The organism is Phocaeicola sp. ICN-14070, from assembly GCF_037892625.1.
GTDB lineage: Bacteria > Bacteroidota > Bacteroidia > Bacteroidales > Bacteroidaceae > Phocaeicola > Phocaeicola plebeius.
Map to the genome: position 1 here is coordinate 38,121 of NZ_JBBKBF010000005.1, position 18,876 is coordinate 56,996.

The 18,876-nt window shown below is 45.7% G+C and carries 18 protein-coding genes; 7 read left to right on the forward strand and 11 right to left on the reverse strand.

Features of this window, described 5'->3' with window-relative positions; translation table 11 throughout:
- Positions 1 to 40: 40 nt before the first annotated feature.
- Both WKT20_RS02615 and WKT20_RS02620 read right to left on the reverse strand, forming a co-directional pair.
- Entirely contained in the window at positions 41 to 508 is a 468-nt protein-coding gene (locus tag WKT20_RS02615) for a hypothetical protein (RefSeq protein ID WP_007564246.1), read from the reverse strand.
- On the reverse strand, positions 505 to 732 hold the full coding sequence (locus WKT20_RS02620) for a DUF2007-related protein (RefSeq protein WP_117702871.1): 228 nt from the start codon (positions 730 to 732) through the stop codon (positions 505 to 507). The genes WKT20_RS02615 and WKT20_RS02620 overlap by 4 nt, the downstream gene beginning before the upstream one ends.
- A gap of 200 nt (positions 733 to 932) precedes the next feature.
- Between WKT20_RS02620 and WKT20_RS02625 the strand changes: the two genes are divergently transcribed.
- Entirely contained in the window at positions 933 to 2,183 is a 1,251-nt protein-coding gene (locus WKT20_RS02625) for a glutamate-5-semialdehyde dehydrogenase (protein WP_340416783.1), read from the forward strand.
- A 72-nt stretch (positions 2,184 to 2,255) separates the two neighbouring features.
- Positions 2,256 to 3,218: an acetylornithine carbamoyltransferase gene (locus tag WKT20_RS02630; RefSeq protein WP_007564249.1), complete on the forward strand. Its 963-nt coding sequence runs from the start codon at positions 2,256 to 2,258 to the stop codon at positions 3,216 to 3,218.
- Between the two features lie 83 nt (positions 3,219 to 3,301).
- Here WKT20_RS02630 and WKT20_RS02635 read toward each other — a convergent pair whose 3' ends face one another.
- Genes WKT20_RS02635 through WKT20_RS02660 form a run of 6 tightly spaced genes read right to left on the reverse strand, consistent with a single transcriptional unit; the run spans position 3,302 to position 8,289 of the window.
- Complete coding sequence (locus WKT20_RS02635) at positions 3,302 to 3,700, reverse strand: rhodanese-like domain-containing protein (protein WP_117702775.1); 399 nt, start codon at positions 3,698 to 3,700, stop codon at positions 3,302 to 3,304.
- Positions 3,701 to 3,710: 10 nt separating this feature from the next.
- Positions 3,711 to 4,376, reverse strand: coding sequence for a NigD1/NigD2 family lipoprotein (locus tag WKT20_RS02640; protein ID WP_118211221.1), 666 nt, complete (start codon positions 4,374 to 4,376; stop codon positions 3,711 to 3,713).
- Positions 4,373 to 5,527, reverse strand: a complete 1,155-nt coding sequence (locus WKT20_RS02645; protein WP_340416804.1) for an acyltransferase — start codon at positions 5,525 to 5,527, stop codon at positions 4,373 to 4,375. The genes WKT20_RS02640 and WKT20_RS02645 overlap by 4 nt, the downstream gene beginning before the upstream one ends.
- A gap of 37 nt (positions 5,528 to 5,564) precedes the next feature.
- Complete coding sequence (locus tag WKT20_RS02650) at positions 5,565 to 6,542, reverse strand: D-alanine--D-alanine ligase (protein WP_007564255.1); 978 nt, start codon at positions 6,540 to 6,542, stop codon at positions 5,565 to 5,567.
- A gap of 5 nt (positions 6,543 to 6,547) precedes the next feature.
- A complete protein-coding gene (locus WKT20_RS02655; protein ID WP_007564257.1) occupies positions 6,548 to 7,618 on the reverse strand; it encodes an RluA family pseudouridine synthase in 1,071 nt (356 codons plus the stop codon).
- Between the two features lie 20 nt (positions 7,619 to 7,638).
- Positions 7,639 to 8,289, reverse strand: coding sequence for a PASTA domain-containing protein (locus tag WKT20_RS02660; RefSeq protein ID WP_117702771.1), 651 nt, complete (start codon positions 8,287 to 8,289; stop codon positions 7,639 to 7,641).
- A 404-nt stretch (positions 8,290 to 8,693) separates the two neighbouring features.
- On the opposite strand from WKT20_RS02660, the gene WKT20_RS02665 reads away from it, so the two are divergent.
- The 4 genes from WKT20_RS02665 (at position 8,694) to WKT20_RS02680 (ending at position 14,087) form a co-directional block, all read left to right on the forward strand.
- A complete protein-coding gene (locus WKT20_RS02665; RefSeq protein WP_118164979.1) occupies positions 8,694 to 9,893 on the forward strand; it encodes a THUMP-like domain-containing protein in 1,200 nt (399 codons plus the stop codon).
- 186 nt (positions 9,894 to 10,079) lie between these two features.
- Positions 10,080 to 10,757 (forward strand): ABC transporter ATP-binding protein, encoded by a 678-nt coding sequence (locus tag WKT20_RS02670; protein WP_007564268.1) that lies wholly within the window; start codon positions 10,080 to 10,082, stop codon positions 10,755 to 10,757.
- A gap of 12 nt (positions 10,758 to 10,769) precedes the next feature.
- Positions 10,770 to 13,145 (forward strand): ABC transporter permease, encoded by a 2,376-nt coding sequence (locus tag WKT20_RS02675; protein WP_340416784.1) that lies wholly within the window; start codon positions 10,770 to 10,772, stop codon positions 13,143 to 13,145.
- Between the two features lie 51 nt (positions 13,146 to 13,196).
- On the forward strand, positions 13,197 to 14,087 hold the full coding sequence (locus WKT20_RS02680; RefSeq protein ID WP_340416785.1) for a GIN domain-containing protein: 891 nt from the start codon (positions 13,197 to 13,199) through the stop codon (positions 14,085 to 14,087).
- Positions 14,088 to 14,394: 307 nt separating this feature from the next.
- On the opposite strand, the gene WKT20_RS02685 is transcribed toward WKT20_RS02680, so the two are convergent.
- The 3 genes from WKT20_RS02685 to WKT20_RS02695 are packed head-to-tail and all read right to left on the reverse strand — an operon-like array spanning position 14,395 to position 16,720.
- On the reverse strand, positions 14,395 to 14,748 hold the full coding sequence (locus WKT20_RS02685) for a hypothetical protein (RefSeq protein WP_131200972.1): 354 nt from the start codon (positions 14,746 to 14,748) through the stop codon (positions 14,395 to 14,397).
- Positions 14,749 to 14,794: 46 nt separating this feature from the next.
- The gene (locus tag WKT20_RS02690; protein WP_181976360.1) at positions 14,795 to 15,754 is read right to left on the reverse strand and encodes a calcium/sodium antiporter; all 960 of its coding nucleotides are present in this window, start codon (positions 15,752 to 15,754) and stop codon (positions 14,795 to 14,797) included.
- A gap of 18 nt (positions 15,755 to 15,772) precedes the next feature.
- Positions 15,773 to 16,720: a lipocalin family protein gene (locus WKT20_RS02695; protein ID WP_340416786.1), complete on the reverse strand. Its 948-nt coding sequence runs from the start codon at positions 16,718 to 16,720 to the stop codon at positions 15,773 to 15,775.
- Positions 16,721 to 16,949: 229 nt separating this feature from the next.
- Here WKT20_RS02695 and WKT20_RS02700 point away from each other — a divergent pair, with 229 nt between their 5' ends.
- Positions 16,950 to 18,872: a family 43 glycosylhydrolase gene (locus WKT20_RS02700; protein ID WP_340416787.1), complete on the forward strand. Its 1,923-nt coding sequence runs from the start codon at positions 16,950 to 16,952 to the stop codon at positions 18,870 to 18,872.
- Positions 18,873 to 18,876: the final 4 nt, after the last annotated feature.

Sequence of the window (18,876 nt, forward strand, 5' to 3'; positions counted from 1 at the left end):
CTTTTTAATTTATTTCACAAAATCACATTCCGCTCAAAGATTATTCTTCCATGCGAAAACTTTTCAGGATAGTTTCAGGTGTTTTATCATTTTCCTGACGGTATACAATGGATATATAGAAGCCGCAGCTTCCGTCTTTTGCCAGCAGGTAACTGTAGACGCATTTCTCTTCTTCACAGTTTCCTTTGAGCTGCACGCCATGGAACTGGGGCAGCTCAAAAGGTTGTACGCTGCTTTGCGATGTCACTTCATCGTCTGTGGCAATAGCCTTTAATTCCTGTCCTAATTCTTCTTTTTTCAGACCTTCTCCTTCCAGTAGTTGGATAGTGAGGTAATAGGTATCGTTCCCGGCAATGTATCCTTCGGAAGAATCATCTTCTACTACTAAGTCGGCCGGAGCCTGGAAAGAAACTCCATACGAACTCCATGTGGTGGTTTTCAGGTTTTGTGCAAACGCGGGAAGGACTACTGAAAAAAATGCAATCAGGGTTAAGAATAAATGTTTCATACTTTTCGTTCGGCTACTACTTTTCGTGCATATACTTCTTCTTCCTTATTAACCAGCACGCATACGGAACCTCCTCCATAGGAAGAAGTTACGGCAGACAATGGCGTTTCATCTTTTAGCATGGCATCCACACCGGCAGACTTTAATAAGCCCTTTATCAATTCAGCTTCCCAGAGATCTCCTCTGAAAACTTCAGTCAATGAATCGTAATTTTTCGCTTCCATAGTCACATGTTTTAAGGGTTAATAAATCAGAAGTTTTCTCTCTCTCTCTTATTTATTTCAAAGATAAGAAACTTTCGGGAATAAATATTCAGTTTGGGGATATATTTCTTATGAAATGGCAGATTATTTTGGCGTTTGTGCTTTGAAACTTTGTTCGAAATCGTATTTTTGCGATAATTTGCAATCTGAATAAAACAATTATGAATTTGAATGAAACTTTTAAGGCGGTTCGGACTGCATCTCGTAAGTTGGCGATGCTGGATGCGCAGACTATTAATACGGTATTATGTGCCGTGGCCGATAAGATAGAAGAAAAAACGGATGTATTGCTGAAAGCCAATCAGGAGGACTTGCAGCGAATGGAGACGTCCAATCCGAAATACGATCGCTTGAAGCTGACGCAGGAACGTCTGGAAGGAATAGCTGCCGATATGCGCCAGGTGGCTTCGTTACCTTCACCATTAGGGATAGTGAGGGAAGCTTATACGGTGCCTAGCGGACTTCGTTTACAGAAGGTGAGCGTGCCGTTTGGGGTGATAGGGGTAATCTATGAGGCACGTCCGAATGTCAGTTTTGATGTGTTTTCCTTGTGCCTGAAGAGCGGAAATGCGTCTATTCTGAAGGGAGGAAGTGATGCCGATGCCTCCAACCGTGCCATTGTGCAGCTGATTCATGAGGTGTTGAATGAATTTGGTATCGATTCGCACGTTGTGGAACTGTTGCCTTCTACCCGTGAGGCGACAGAAGCGCTTCTGCATGCAGAAGGTTGGGTGGATTTAATTATTCCTCGTGGGAGCAGCAACCTGATTCAATATGTGCGTCATGAAGCAACCGTACCGGTCATTGAGACAGGAGCCGGAATCTGTCATACGTATTTCGACAAGGCGGGTGATTTAACTAAAGGAGCCGCCATTGTCAATAATGCCAAGACGCGCAGGGTAAGTGTCTGCAATGCCATGGACTGTCTGCTGTTGCATCGGGCACGTTTGGCCGATCTGCCGGCATTGTGTGCTCCCTTGATGAAGAGTAGAGTAATTCTTTATGCAGATGAACCGGCTTATCAGGCTTTGGAAGGAAACTATCCGGCAGAATTGTTGCAGCCTGTTACTTTGGAAAGTTACGGCACCGAGTTCTTAGACTATAAGATGGCCATCAAAACGGTGGATGATGTAGTAGAAGCTGTAACGCATATTTATACATACGGTTCCGGGCATAGTGAGTGTATCGTGACAGAGGATAAAGAGGCGGCTGCTTTCTTTACCCGGGCCGTGGATGCCGCCTGTGTCTATGTCAATGCGCCGACTTCGTTTACCGATGGGGCTCAGTTTGGTTTGGGAGCAGAAATTGGTATCAGTACCCAGAAACTGCATGCTCGTGGTCCGATGGGATTAAGGGAGATGACTACCTACAAGTGGATTGTGGAAGGTGACGGACAGGTACGAAAAAAATGAATAAAATAAGCGGTGTGTTGTATTTTTATAGTATATTTGCGAGGAAAAATAAATTAATATACAATTTTGCGTATGAGAACTTATACCAATGTATTCGATTTGGGCGATTTGAAAACCGCCTTGGCAGAAGCGTTTGAAATCAAGAACGACCGTTATAAATATGAAGCGTTGGGCAAGCATAAGACTTGTCTGCTTATTTTCTTTAATAATAGTTTACGTACGCGTCTGAGCACGCAGAAGGCTGCCCGTAATTTGGGTATGGATGTCATCGTGCTGGATGTGAATCAGGGTGCCTGGAAACTGGAAACTGAGCGTGGCGTGATTATGGATGGTGACAAGAGTGAGCATCTGCTGGAGGCTATTCCGGTAATGGCTTCTTATTGTGATGTGATTGGTGTACGCTCTTTCGCGCGATTTGAAAGTCGGGAAGATGATTATACAGAGAAGATTCTGAATCAGTTTATTCAGTATTCCGGTAAACCGGTTTTCTCTATGGAGGCGGCTACAGGACATCCTTTGCAGGCATTTGCTGATTTGATTACGATTGAAGAATACAAGCGTACCGAACGTCCGAAAGTGGTTTTGACGTGGGCACCTCATCCGCGTGCGCTTCCGCAGGCAGTACCCAACTCGTTTGCTGATTTCATGAATGAGGCAGATGTGGACTTTGTGATTACTCATCCGCAGGGCTATGAACTCGATCCGAAATTCGTGCGTGGAGCAAAGGTTGAGTACGATCAGAAGAAAGCTTTTGAAGGTGCGGACTTTATTTATGCGAAAAACTGGGCTTGTCCGGGTGTGACTTGTCCGGAAGATTATGGAAAGATTCTGAGCAAGGACATGAGCTGGACAGTAGATACCGAACACATGTCGTGGACCAACAATGCGTTCTTTATGCACTGCCTGCCGGTACGTCGTAACATGATTGTAACGGATGATGTGATTGAAGCTCCGACTTCACTGGTGATTCCGGAAGCGGCCAACCGTGAAATTTCTGCTACGGTGGTATTGAAACGTATGCTGCAAAGTTTGTAATCAGATAGAGTTTACATAAAAATGCCGTGATATAGAGAGCAAGACTCTTTTATATCACGGTATTCTTGTTGTAAATAAGGGGGTTATTGTTCAATTTCTTTACCCAACTCTTTCCAGTTGTCGAAACCTTTGTCCAGGTTGTACACCTTAAATCCTTTTTTGACCAGTATCTTTGCGGCATTCCGGCTTCGACGGCCGCTTTTGCAATATACGGCAATGGTTTGTTCCGGGTTCAGCAACTCATCGGCATTGGCTGAAAAACTTTCATTCAGTACGTTGATGTTGAGGCTTCCGGGAATATGTCCTTCGCTGTATTCCGCTACGGTTCTTACGTCTACAATCTGTATCTGTTCATTTCCGATAAAGCCTTCGAATTCATCGGCAGATACGTTCTTGAAGTCGTCGTTTGATTTCCCTTTGCATGCCACCATGGCTACGGCAAACATGCATATAAAGAACATGAAGTAAATAGTCTTGATCATAAATGTAGTTTTAGTAAGTAAATTCATAGCTTACAAAGCCTTTTTCGTAGGTGTTGATGCGAAGCACAACTTTGTCGCCCTGAGTCAGTTGTCCTTCGTAGGCCCACAGAGGAATGGAAAGATAACTCTTGCGGGTGAATGCCTCATAATCTCCGTTTTGGTTGTGGTAGAGTGTCAGATGGAGTGTCCGGCTTCCGTCGCCGTTATCCGAGATACCTTCGTCGATGAAGTGGAAAATGTGGCTTTTCTCTTTAGCCATAGGCAACAGAATCAGGTTGATATAGTTCCCCGATTTCCATACACTCTGAATATCCAGCGGGTCAGTCTTGGCGGTCGCTTCCGGCAGCTTGTCCACTGTAACCGGTTTCACGGCAATAATAAGCTGGCAGGAATAGAGCAGGGCAGTCGCTTGTCCCTCATCTGCTGATTCTTTCGGTTCATAGATGGATACACTTCTGTAGATAGAGTCTGGAGTCAGTCCGTCCAGCCCTTCCCGGTTGAGAATTTGCAGGCTCTCTCCTTTGTCTGTAATCAGTTTCTGTAGTGTACCGCTTTCATCTGTGGCCGCATCAATAAAAGTGGTGATTACATTGGGATAGACATATTCATCTTCTTTGCATGCCCCTAAAAGGAGTATGCAAAGAAGACTGTATAAGATGACGCCGAATTTCTTCATTGTGCGATGGCCTTCAAGTGATTGATAGCCGGATTGGCGTACATGGTCAGGATTCGCTGGCGCAGGAAGTCTTCGTCCTTGTTCGGAAGCTGAATCAAGTCCAGCTTCTTTTGCAGGTAAGCTTCAAAGCGCTTCTTTTCTTCCGGAGTATACTTCCCGGCAAATGTTTCTGTGCCATTCAGCAGGTCGCAAGCTACATAATTGCCCGGATAAAGTCGGTAGTTACGGTGGATATGCTTGTCAATCAGTGTAGATACCTGAGTGAAAACTTCCGTCTTAGGCAATCCTCTTAGCTCTTCCAGTTCTTCGTTTATGCAAGGTCCTGTCTGGAAGTGTACTCGTCCCTTGTAACCGAAGATACCTGTTTGCATATTGGTCAGGTCGTCTGCCTGGCTCTTCTTGAATGTTTCCGAGTCTCTCTTCTGCTGCATTTCCTTGGCTTTCAGGAAATCACACGGGTCGTATTCGTACGACAAGGCAACCGGTACGATGTGCAGTTCCTTCAGACGGTCGATGATGTCACCTTCTCCTCCCATAGCCAGCATTTTCAACACGCTGTCCTGTGTACGGTCGTTGGAGTCTTTCGCACGGCCTTCACGTTGTGCAATCCACACATTCTCTTGCTTTTGTGTTACGGCAAAATGAATGTACCGTGACATGCGTGCAGATGATTCCAGCATTTGTCGCATGCTCAGAGCACGCTGTACGATGAACGACTTGTTCACTCGCACCAGTTTCTTTATCCACGGATAAATAAGCAGGTTATCTCCGATGGCGATTTCTACGGTGGTAGGGAAACCGTTGTCCAGCAAGCCTACTGAAAGAAATCCCGGGTCGAGTACAATGTCACGGTGATTGGAAATAAACGTATAGCTCTGGTTCTTGTCTGGAAGCGAAGAAGCATCCATGTCGAAACCGTCACTGTGCTGTTGCATGATATCGTGCAACAGCTTGTGGAAAAACGCTTTCTGTACGTCCAGGTTAGTCTTGCAGTGGCGCAATTGTGCGGCAAGCATTTCCAAAGGAACATTTGGCATCACCGATTGGATGACAGCCTGAAAGTTTTTGTCAGAAAGTAATTCCTCGAATATCTGTGGAAGTTCTTCGGGGGTATACGGACGAATGTCGTCAAATTCTGCAGGTATGTTCATGATGTTGAGTGACTTTGTTCTTTCCAAAGATACAAAATTAATTGAAATGGTCTTCAATAATATCGGTCATAACGTCCTTGATATCCAGACCGGCAGCCCGTACCTGTTGCGGAATGAAGCTGGTGGCCGTCATTCCCGGAGTGGTATTGATTTCGAGCATATTGATTTTTTCACCTTCTGTGATGATGTAATCCACGCGCACAATACCCTTGCATCCCAGTATGTCGTAGATGGCAGATGTCAGTTGCTGTACGCGGCTGGTCAATTCCGGACTGAGACGAGCCGGTGTGATTTCTGTTACTTCACCTTTGTATTTGGCGTTGTAATCGAAGAATTCATTCTGGCTGACCACTTCCGTGATAGGGAATACCACTTCATTTTTCTTTGTTTTGTAGCATCCGTTGGCCAGTTCGATACCGTCCATGAAAGCTTCAATCATCACATCATCCGACTCTTTGAAAGCAGCTTCCAAAGCCGGCTGAATCTGTTCCTTTGTTTTTACCTTTGTCACACCGAAGCTGGAACCGCTGGCATTGGGCTTGATGAAACAAGGCAAGCCGATTTTTGCGATGACATCCTCATCGCTGATGCCGTGACGTTTGTTTACCAGCATGGATTCAGCTACCCGTACACCGAAGCCCTTCAGGTACTGGTTTAAGGTGAATTTGCTGAAAGTCAGTGCGGAAACCAGCACGTCGCAGGTAGAATAAGGAATACCTAACAGTTCAAAGTATCCCTGCAGGATACCGTTCTCTCCCGGAGTTCCGTGGATGGTGATATAGGCAAAGTCGGGTATGATTTTTTGTCCATGATCCATGAAACTGAAGTCATTCTTATCCACTTGTGCACGGCTGCCGTCGGAAAGAATCGCTTCCCAGCGTGCTTTAGTCAGTTCCACGATATAGAGGGTATATTTGTCCTGATCGATAAAAGAGTAGATACCCTCTGCACTTTTCATGGAGACTCCATGTTCAGATGAGTCTCCTCCTGCTACAATCGCAATTGTACGTTTCATAGTTGTTATTCTCTGTTACTGATATACGTTCTCCATCGTTCCAGCAGGCAGGTCATATCCTCGGGCAGTTCGGAAGTGAAGAACATTTCCTCTCCTGTACGAGGGTGTACAAAGCCCAATGTCTTGGCATGTAGTGCCTGACGGGGACAGATTTCGAAACAGTTGTTTACAAATTGTTTGTATTTGCTGAAATGAGTTCCTTTTAAGATTTCGTGACCACCGTAACGTTCATCATTAAACAAGGTATGCCCGATGTGTTTCATGTGTACACGAATCTGATGGGTACGCCCGGTTTCGAGTACGCACTTTACCAGTGTGACATACCCCAATCGTTCTAGTACCTGATAATGTGTCACGGCGTGTTTTCCTTGTTCCGGATCGGACATGACAGCCATCTGCATCCGGTCGCGCGGATTGCGTCCGATGTTGCCGGTGATGGTGCCTTCATCTTGTTCTACAATCCCCCAGACCAACGCGTTGTATTCACGCTTGGTTGTCTTGTTGTAAAACTGAAGTCCCAGACTGGTTTTCGCATCGGGGGTTTTAGCCACCACCAATAGTCCTGAGGTATCCTTGTCAATGCGGTGCACCAATCCCACTTGCGGGTCATTCGGGTTGTAGGTCGGGACGTCACGCAGATGCCATGCGATGGCGTTGACCAGGGTACCGTGGTAATTTCCACATCCCGGATGTACTACCAACCCCGCAGGCTTGTTGATGACCATCAGGTCATCGTCCTCATATACAATATTTAGTGGAATATCTTCCGGAATAATGTCATTCTCATAGCGCGGGCGGTCCATCATAACGGTCAGCACATCCAGCGGCTTGACCTTGTAGCTACTTTTCACCGGTTTCCCATTGGCCATGACAAAGCCGTTGTCGGCAGCCATCTGAATCCGGTTGCGCGATGCGTTGACAATTCGCTCAAATAAATACTTGTCGATGCGGACAGGAGCCTGTCCTTTATCTACCACCGTACGGAAATGCTCATACAATTCAGGCTCACCCTGAATCGGCTCGATATCGTCTGGCGCTTCTCCGTCCAGTTCGTAATCAATCAAATCCTCTGCCATCTTTGTTTAGGGGGTTAGATTTAGAACCAAGAGTCATCTACCTCAGCTTCACTGTCGGCAGACGAATTCATATCCATATTAATCAGTGTAGAATCTATGGCAAGAGAGTCACGAATCGCCGTGTTGCCTACGCAGAGAGTCAGCATGGCTTCGTGGGGAACTTTATCTCCGCTAGCCAGACTTCTTCCACGGTATTTGATACCGTATATCCAATCCTGCTCTCCCGAAACGTATTCCGGTTCTGTCAGTTTGAAGCCCATCGCCTTTAATTTGGCTTCTGCCTGACGCAAAGAACTGTTGTCTATCAAGTCCGGTAATTTTACCAAAGGAACCTTAGACGTGGTAACTGTTAGGTAGATTGTCCTTCCCTCCTTCACGCGTGCTCCTCCTGCCGGATTTTGATCCAGTACCATGCCGTCGGGCACACCTTTCACATAGCTGGAGTCGATAACCAGCCCTTTCAGTTTCTGGTTACTGAGAGCCTGCTGAGCTTCGTTCAATGTTTTGTTCTTCACATTTGGCACCATGTAAGCTTCCCCATGGTGTGTATAACTGTCCAGCCAGAGCAAAGTGCCCCAGCATACACCAATTATTACGACAATTATGGCTATGAGATTCAGCCAGAAAAAGCGGTTCTTTTTAAATGAAAAGAATTCTTTTAAAGTTATCATGTTGTGTCAAGTATATAATCGGAGCAAAGATACAATATTTTGTTGGAATACTGGGGAGTTGTGGGGGATTCCTATGTCTTTTTAACATGAAGTCTGTGATTGGAAAATGCTTTGTCATGCGAAAAGCCCACATTCCTTTTTTTTTCGGAATGCGGGTATATTAATCGTATTTTCTTAATGCCCTTTAAAACCAGATATGTACTTCTTAATCTATGTTATAAAACACATGTAAACGTACACAAAACTTGCATAATTCCAGAAAGTCCGTACCTTTGCATCGTGTTTTTCATAGTATTAGATTTAAGGTTAACAAAGGTTGGAGTTCAGCGGAACTCCTTTTTTTATGCCTTTATCTGAGCAAAAGAAAAACAACCCCTTGTTTACAGATAATAAAGAATAGAGAAATGGCAATACTTTCACCTGACACATGGCAGTTTATCTGTGCACATCGTACGGAAGATGTACGTGCATTAGCTTTGCAGGCCCGTAAGTATCCGCAGGTAGATATGGCAGCGGCTGTAGTGCAGATTGCCGGCTGGCAGATTGCCGAGAAGAAGGTTCCTCTTTGGGCACAGACGGAAGGAGTGCAATATCCGGCTCACCTGTCCATGGAGCAGTGTTCTTCCGAAATCACGGCCCGCTACAAGGCATCGTGGCTGCAAGGTGATACGATGACCGATTTGACGGGAGGTTTGGGGGTGGACTGTTCTTTCCTGGCACGAAACTTCCGGAAAGTGGATTATGTGGAGCGGCAGGAAGTGCTCTGTGAACTGGCCCGCCATAATTTCCCGTTGCTTGGCTTGCCGCAGGTAACGGTGCATTGTGCCGACGGAGTGGAATACCTGCAAAAGATGGAACCGGTGGATTGCCTGTTCTTGGATCCGGCCCGTCGCGACAGTCGGGGAGGAAAGACGGTGGCCATTGCCGACTGCGAACCCGATGTGCAGAAACTGGAGCCGTTGTTAGTAGAAAAAGGCCGGACGGTAGTGGTGAAGCTTTCGCCCATGCTGGATATTTTTTCTTCCTTACGGGAGTTGAAATACATCCGGCAGATTCATGTAGTAGCTGTGAATAACGAGTGCAAAGAATTGTTGGTTGTGCTACAAAAAGAGACGAAATCCCCTTCAGAAGGCTCTGGAGAGGTGTGGATAAGTTGTGAACAGGCTGTTAATAACTTTTTGGCAGAACCGTTTGTCTTCACTTATTCACAGGAGAAAGAAGCACAATGTCCGTTGACTGACGAGGTAGAAAATTATCTTTATGAACCGGGCGCTTCCTTGCTGAAGGCGGGGCCTTACCGGTTGTTGGGTGCACGATTCGGTGTCAAAAAATTACATGCAAACAGTCATCTTTATACTTCCGATGCATTAGTTGATTTTCCGGGGCGTCGTTTCCGGGTACTGGAAGTGTCAGGTTTCGGGAAGAAAGAACTGAAACAGTTGTTGCAGGGGGTAGATAAGGCCAATCTCACGGTACGTAACTTCCCGGCTTCGGTGGCAGAACTCCGAAAGAAGTGGAAACTGAAAGAAGGAGGAGACGTGTATTTGTTTGCCACGACACTGGAAGGCGACCGGCATGTGCTGATAAAGTGTGTCAAGGCATAGATTTTTATCGGAATATTGTCAAAAAATCATACAGCAGGTGTCTAAAAATTAGACACCTGCTTTTTTATGCAAATCTGATTTATATTGATAATCAGATGTTTAAAGTATTGGCATGGACTTTGTATAGAAATTGATGGAAATGAAAATCCGAAATGTAAAATACAAACTCTATAAAACAATACGATTATGATTAAGATTGAAAACCTGACAAAAACTTTTCGCACCACGGAAGTAGAGACACTGGCACTGAATAAAGTAAGCTTGGAGGTAAGAGACAAGGAATTTGTGGCAATTATGGGACCTTCCGGTTGTGGAAAGTCTACCTTATTAAATATTATGGGGCTGTTGGATAATCCGACTTCCGGCAGTTACTTTCTGGATGGAAAGGAAGTAGGCAGTCTGAAAGAAAAAGACCGTACGAATGTGCGCAAGGGAAACATCGGTTTCGTGTTCCAAAGTTTCAACTTGATTGACGAGTTGAACGTGTTTGAGAACATTGAACTCCCGTTGACTTATTTAAAGATTCCGGCAGACGAACGGAAGCGTCGGGTGAATGAAATTATGCAGCGAATGAATATCAGCCATCGTGCAAAACATTATCCGCAGCAGTTGTCGGGTGGTCAGCAGCAACGTGTGGCCATTGCACGTGCCGTGGTTTCCGGACCGAAGATTATTCTGGCCGACGAGCCGACTGGTAACCTGGATTCCAAGAACGGACAGGAAGTGATGGAATTGCTGACTGAACTCAACAAGGAAGGAACAACTATTGTGATGGTGACACACAGTCAGCGTGATGCCGGTTTTGCCAGTCGTGTGATTAACCTGTTCGACGGACAGATTGTGGCTTCTATTGCAGAAATGTAAAAATAGTACCTTATGAAACGTGCATGGAAAGGATTATTTCGGAAAGGCGAGGCCAATGTGGTCAAGATTATCTGTCTGAGCGTGGGACTGGCCATCGGCCTGGTTATGCTGGCAGAAGTCATTTTCGAACGGTCGTATGACAACTTCTTGCCGGGATTGAAAGATACTTACCGGGTGGAAGAACGCTACAAACAGAAAGGAACCGACTGGAGGGAGTATGCGCAGACTCCCGGTGCCATCGGACCGGGGTTACAGCGCTATTGTCCGGCGGTGGAAGTGGCCACCCGTTTCACGGGAATTGGATCGATGACACTGACCACGGAAGACCATAAAGACCTGGAGGGGCAGGCTTGGTTTTGCGACAGTACTTTCTTTCGGATCTTTCCGCGGAAATTGCTGATGGGCGAGGAGCCTTATACGGGGTTGGAAAAGGCCAACAATGCCTATATCTCTTCCAAACTGCTAGAGGTGGCAGGCGAACAGATTATCGGGAAAACATTGTCGTGGAAACAATATCCCGAGTTTCATGTGACCGTAGTCGGGGTGTTTGAGGCTTTTCCCGAGAATACCCATCTGCCACAGATGGATGTGCTCATTGCCCTGCCGACCATCGGGCAGGTGGCTTATGATGGAACGAACAACTGGTTCGGAAATGACCGCTACAAGACCTATGTCCGCCTGCGGAAAGGAAGTACTCCGGATGACTTGAAGGAAGGCATGGAGCGTATGCTGGAAGTGAATCATGTGACGGAAGAGATGGCTCAGTCTGGTACGGGTTTTGAACTCTCTCTCCGTCCGGTAGCCGAAATATTTACCTCGTCTGATTATAACCGCATCATGAACATCGTCTTTCTGAGTTTTGCGATTATCATGTTGCTGGTGGCTGTGTTGAACTATATCCTGCTGGTTGTTTCGTCCATGGTGAGCCGTGCCAAGGGAATTGCCACTTACCGTTGCTATGGGGCAGGAAGTGGCGACATTTACCGGATGATTCTTTCGGAATCTTTGTTGCACGGACTGATTAGTCTGGCGCTTGCTGTATTGATTATTTTCGGCTTGCAGGATTTCTTGCAGGAACAGATAGGACATAGTCTGGAGTCGCTTTTCCCCTTGTCTACTGTATGGGTTTGTCTGGCAGTGACGGCCGGAGTAATTCTGCTTTGCGGAGTGATGCCGGGTTATCTTTACACCCGTATTCCGGTGACTTATGCGTATCGTCGTTATACGGAAAACAAGCGGAGGTGGAAGCTGGGACTGCTGTGCTTGCAGTTTGCGTTGACCACATTCTTTGTCTGCCTGCTGACGGTCATAGGCTTGGAGTATAATACGTTGATGAATTTCAACCCCGGATTTGAATACCGGAATACGTTGTATACTAACTTGTCGGGCACCGAGATGGTGGAGCGGGAACGCTGTGTGCAGGAGTTGAAAAAACTGCCGGAGGTAAAGGCGGTTACCTGGGGTTACCAGCTCCTGTCGGATCATTGCAGTGGAAACAATGTGTACAATCCCGAAACTGGAGAAGAATACATGAATATTGCCGACATGTATTATGTAGGTCCCGATTATCACAAGGCTTTCCAGATTCCGGTTATCGAAGGAAATGTGTTTACCCCTACGCTGACAGATTCCTTGTCGCAGCAGATGATGGTGAGTCGTCGGTTCGTGGAGCGTATGAAAACACTGGCCGGATGGACAGGCTCTCCCATCGGGAAGACGGTATATATTACCGAACACGCGGATTACGGAACCATTGCTATTGTTCGTGGGGTGTATGAAGATATTCACTTAGGCTCTCAAGTGATGGAAGAGCATGACGAGCGTCCTACAGTGATGTTCTATAGGAGTAAACCTTCGAGCAATTTATACGTAGCCTTGAATCGGATGTCGCCTGAAGCGATGAAAGAAGTACAGCAAGTAATCGACCGAACGGTTGCTTCTCAGCAGTTGAAGGTGTACAGCCTGTCGCTGGAGATGGGAAACTTGTACAATGGGGTATTGCACGTGCGTAACAGTGTACTTTTTGCGGGCTTGTGTATTCTGATTATTGCTCTGACGGGACTTGTGGCATATGTGCGCGATGAAGTCTCACGCCGCCGTTCGGAAATTGCTATTCGCCTTATTCACGGAGCTTCCATGGCCGACGTGCAGAAAATCTTCCTGCTTGATTTGCTGAAGATAGCTCTTCCGGCTGTAGTGATAGGTGCTTTGTGCGCCTGGAAGGTAGGTGAACAGCTTTTGCAATTGTTTGCTGTCAAGATAGACCTCACGTGGTACCTGTTTGCCGGATGTATCCTTATCGTATGTCTGGTAGTGTGGTTGGTAGCCTTCGGGATGGTATGGAAAGCAGCACGGGCTAATCCGACTGAAAATCTGAAAACAGAATAAATAGAATGTATAACTATAAAAAATAAAGGAGATAGAATAATGAAAACCAGAATGAACATACTCACATTGGCTTGTGCCTTGACCTGTTTCAGCTGTATAGGAACTGCTCATACTATTCAGCCAAGTAAAAACTACCAGACGGAAAAACGTTTCCTGGGAGATATACGGGAAGTGTCTACACTTTCTTCCATTGATGTGGTGTATCACCAGACCTCCGGCAGTCCGTATGCAGAAATCTATGCTTCAGACAATGTCATGCCCTATGTGGTACTGAAAGAGTCAAAAGGTGAACTGAGGGTTTATTATCAGGACGGTACCAGCATCCAGGGTGAGAACCGTTGCCGGGTAGATGTATATGCGCCCTCTGTCAGTCGCTTTACCACGATGGCTTCCGGTGATATATCTATTCCCAAAGGATTGAAAACACAGGGAGACATACGTTTCCAGACGAATGCCAGCGGTGATATTGAATGCCCTACGGTGCAGTGCAGTAGCTTTCAGGCTGAAATCAATGCCAGTGGCGACATTGATGTACAGCAGGTCAACTGTCAGAAGTTACAGGCCAGTATCAATGCCAGCGGAGATATGACAGTTCACAAAGCTGTGTGCCAGCATGCGTCTTTGACCATCAATGCATCCGGTGATTTGGTGATGCCTAATCTGCAATGTCAGGACATCATGAAGGCTACGGTCAATGCCAGTGGCGATATGGTTATAAAAGGCAGCTGCCAGGAAGCCGTACTTCGTGACAATGCCTCCGGTGATTTGTCGGCAGATAACCTGAAAGCCGTTAAAGTCGATGCGGCTGTATATGGTTCGGGCGATTTGTCTTGCCGTGCCTCTCGTTCCATTACGGCGAAAACGTATGGCAGCGGAAGTATTAGCTATACCGGTAGCCCCTCTCAGGTAGTAACCGAAGGAAAACACATCTATAAAAAATAAAATCTCTCTTTTTAATAGGCAGGGTGAAAAGGCTGTGAAGTCTTTTCACCCTTTTTGTGTAAGGTAAATCAGAATGATTTACCTGATTTATACATGTGTAGGCTTTATTTGAAAAAACACAAGGGGAGGAACTGAAAAACGTTTTTGTATGTTTTAGGTTTCTCCTTGCAGAACCGTATGTTTCCCTTACGCGAAACGTACGGTTCTGCCGAGAGAAACATACGTTTCACGTAAGGGAAACATAAAAAAGAAAAGTATATGTAACTCTCTTTGTAGGCACGTTCTTGACTTTTGTTCAGAAGATGATTTATTCTCCCACTTCCTCAATTCCCATTACTTCCATTACGCCTGCATACTCAGCTGCAAAACCCTCGGAAGAAGGGCCCTGGATACGGACTTTCAGTTTGGCTGGTATGGCTGTATAGGGTTTTGCATCGGAAGGAAGAGCTGTTTCATAGCGTTTCTTCAGTTCATCCGACTTGTCAACAACCCAATAGGCTGTAGTGTCTGTGTCGGGAGTGAAGCTGTAGGCTTCGTGTCCCATGATAAGTTGTCCGTGGAGTACCTGAATGGAGTCGGTATTTACTGTTTGTGTAACGGATTTTTCAGTCTGTTGGTTAGAAGACGGGTTGCAGGCTGTCAATAGGCAAAGACCAGTCAAGGGAATAAGGATTTTTTTTCATGGTTAATATTTATAACAAGGTTCTTTATTGTTGTGAAATAAGGAAGGCAGTATAAGCAATGTAACATGCTACTAACAGCCCTCCTTCTATACGGGTGATGGTCCGTTTCTTAAAGAACCAGCCCACCAGCCAGAACAGAATGGAAGAGCCTACCAGAACAGCCATGTCGATGTTGTTGATATTTCCCATAGGGAGAGGAGACAGGCTTGCACTACATCCTAGTACAAAGAATACATTGAACAGGTTGCTGCCGATGACATTTCCAATGGCAATGCCCGGATTCTTTTTCAAGGCCGCCGTGACGGAAGTTGCCAGTTCTGGCAAGGAGGTACCTCCGGCCACCAGTGTAAGTCCGATGATGGAGTCGCTGACACCTAATGCACGGGCAATACCGCTGGCACCGTCCACGAAAAACTGTCCGCCAAAAATTAATCCGGCCAGTCCTCCTATAATATATAGGGCTGATTTCCATGCCGGCAGTTCCTTCACCTTCTGTTCTTCGCCACCTTCTTCGTTCCCGTTGCGGGCGATGGCAAAAGTATAACGCATAAAAATAAGGAAGAAACCTAATAGAACCAGTCCGTCTATCCGGCTGATGATGTCCCGGCTTCCTCCGTCGAGTATGCAGTCGTTGGCAAAGCAGGTGAGTACCAGCGCAGAAAGAATGACCAGCGGAATTTCCTTGCTCATAGTGCCCTGTCCCACTTGTATGGGGAGAACCAGAGCGGTGCATCCGATAATCATCAATACATTGAAGATATTACTTCCCACCACGTTACCGATAGCCATTTCAGCACTTCCCTGTAACGAGGAGAGTACACTGATAACCAATTCAGGAGCAGAGGTCCCGAAGGCTACGATGGTTAATCCGATAACCAGGTCGGAGATACGAAAACGTTTGGCTACAGAGGCTGCTCCGTCGGTCAGTCCGTTGGCTCCTATTAAAATTAAAGCTAATCCGCCGATTAATAAAAGTAGATTCATCCACATACGATACTGTTTTTAGTTTTTTTCTGTTAGCTGGAACGTTTTTCCGTCTGTACTACGTGTCAGTGTAGCTTCTTTTCCTTTGCCACGCAAATCGAGAATGGTATTCTTGTAACCGTAACCTGAGGCTGTGCGGTACTGAGAGAGCAACATGTATTGTCCGTCCAGACAGACTTCAGCGAGGGCTTCATGCGGATAGAATGTCACAGGGATTTCTGTCTTTTCCTCGGTGAGGAAGGAGGTTTCTATTTTTTTATCGGTTCCGTACGTGCTATAAAGCAGACGTCCTCTTTTGGATACAATCCAGGAGTCTGCACAGGTTTGCACCTGATAGGTGTCGTCGTCTTCTACGTTCCAGACTGCAATGCCGTCAGGGCGTACACGGCGGTCGAGTATGACTTTGGTATCAGGTAAGAACACTTCTACCTTTGAAGAATCAGTTGCAAACACTAAGAAGCCGGCTTGGGTTGCCTGGCTGTCGGTGGAAGAGAGTACTTTTTGTCCTGTCTCAAAAATCCGGATGTCTTTTTGTAATACGTCCGACCAGGTGTATCCTGTAGAAGCCTTGTCTGTTCCGACTAAAGGCGCTGATTCCGGCTGGCGTACATACTTTATTTGATAATCGGCTCCTTTGCGGAGGGTGAGAGTGTCTTGTTGCAAAGACAGAATGGCCAGTGTATCTGAGAATGAGATTGTCTGTCCGTTACCGATACTTTTTCCGCTCAGTACAAGCTGTCCGTCCGACAGAAGCTGCCAGCTTTCATATTGCAGAGTGGCCATACCGATGGAGGAGGCTTTTCCTTCCTTGGCCAGTGTCATTCCTTGTACGAAGTTGGATGAAGGAGGAAGTATTTCTGTCCAGTTACCCAACAAGTCTGTTTCATTTACAGCAGTTTTCGGACTGCATGCTATCAAACCTCCCAGAAAGAGAGGTAAGGCGATTTGTTTCATTTGTTTTTTCATGGTGATATGTTTTTGTTTATAATGCAGTGATATAGGCTTATACTGCATGTATCACAACTCTTTTTATGGTTACAATAAGTGCAAATATACAAATTACTTTAAGTTTCCAAGGTAATAACGGTTTATAGGTTATAAAAATGCACGATTCTCCTCCTTTTTTGCATGATTAATAGTTGTATGTGATACACTAATTCCCTATCTTTGCATCAAACGTTAACATATAAAGTATATGAGAAACAGAATCCTGTCTTTGTTATTCTTACTTCCGTTTATTTCGGAATCAGTGTCTGCCGCATTGGTGGAAGAAAAAGATTATGTAGCTTATTTGTTTACTTATTTTACGGGGAATCATATCAGTGAAGAAGCTGTATGTTATGGGGTCAGTATGGATGGATATACCTATTATGCCCTGAATAATAACAAACCGGTGCTCGATTCAAAAGTAATCAGTTCTACCGGTGGCGTGCGCGACCCTCATATCCTGAGAGGAGAAGACGGTCAGACTTTTTATATGGTAGTGACCGATATGGTGTCGGACAATGGTTGGGATTCTAACCGTGCGATGGTACTGCTGAAATCTACAGACTTGGTAAACTGGTCGCATTCTGTCATTAATATGCAGAAACGTTATCCGGGACAGGAAAAACTGAAACGTGTATGGGCTCCTCAGACTATTTATAATAAGGAAGTAGGAAAGTATATGGTATACTGGTCCATGCAGTATGCCGGTGGGGTAGACGTGATTTATTATGCGTATGCCAATGAAGATTTTACGGACCTGGAAGGGGAACCGAAACCTCTTTTTATTCCGAAGGACAAGAAATCTTGTATAGACGGTGATATCGTGTATAAAGATGGGGTATATCATCTTTTCTATAAAACGGAAGGACACGGTAACGGTATTAAAGTGGCAACCACTCGTTTGCTGACTTCCGGAGAATGGGAGGAACAACCGGATTACAAACAGCAGACAAAGGAAGCGGTGGAAGGAGCCGGTACGTTCAAGCTGATTGGACAGGACAAGTACATCTTGATGTATGATGTGTATATGAAGGGAGCTTATCAGTTCACGGAAACAACCGACTTGAAAAACTTCAAGGTGATAGATCATGCAGTAAAGATGAATTTCCATCCTCGTCATGGTACCATCATTCCTATTACCCGTGCAGAACTGAAACGAATTACAGACAAATGGGGTAAACCAGCTGAACTGGGTGAACTGCCGGTAAATCCGGTATTGCCAGGATTCCATGCAGACCCTGAAGTGCTTTATTCACAGCAAACTCAACGTTATTATATTTATTCTACTACAGACGGACAGCCGGGATGGGGAGGATGGTATTTTACCGTATTCTCTTCGGCTGACATGAAGGACTGGACTTACGAAGGTGTGATGCTGGATTTGCGTTCTCCGCAGGTACCTTGGGCGAATGGAAATGCCTGGGCACCGGCTATTGAAGAAAAACTGATTGATGGGAAATATAAATATTTCTTCTATTACAGTGGCAATCCGAACGATGATTCAGGCAAGAAAATCGGAGTGGCTGTAGCTGACTCTCCTGTAGGGCCTTTCAAAGATATGGGCAAACCTATCATTACAGATTCTCCGGTGGGACACGGACAGCAGATTGACGTGGATGTGTTTACCGATCCGGTTTCCGGTAAGTCTTATTTGTATTGGGGTAATGGCTATATGGCCGGAGCTGAACTGAACGATGACATGGTGTCTATCAAGAAGGAAACATTGAAGGTGATGACTCCGAAAGGAGGTACATTGAAAGATTATGCGTATCGTGAAGCGCCATACGTGTTCTATCGTCAGGGATTATATTACTTCCTGTGGTCGGTAGATGATACGGGTTCAGCGAACTATCATGTGGCATACGGCACATCGGATTCTCCTCTAGGTTCGATTAAGGTAGCTAAGGACCCGATTGTGATGATACAAGATCCGTCGAAAGAAATTTATGGTACGGCACATAATTCCGTAGTTCGTAAACCGGGTACGGATGAGTGGTATATCGTGTACCATCGTATCAATAAAAATTACCTGGACAAAGATAAAGGCCCCGGTGTACACCGCGAAGTTTGTATCGACCGGATGGAATTCAATGCGGACGGTACGATTCAGCGTGTAAAAGTTTCCAAATAATAAT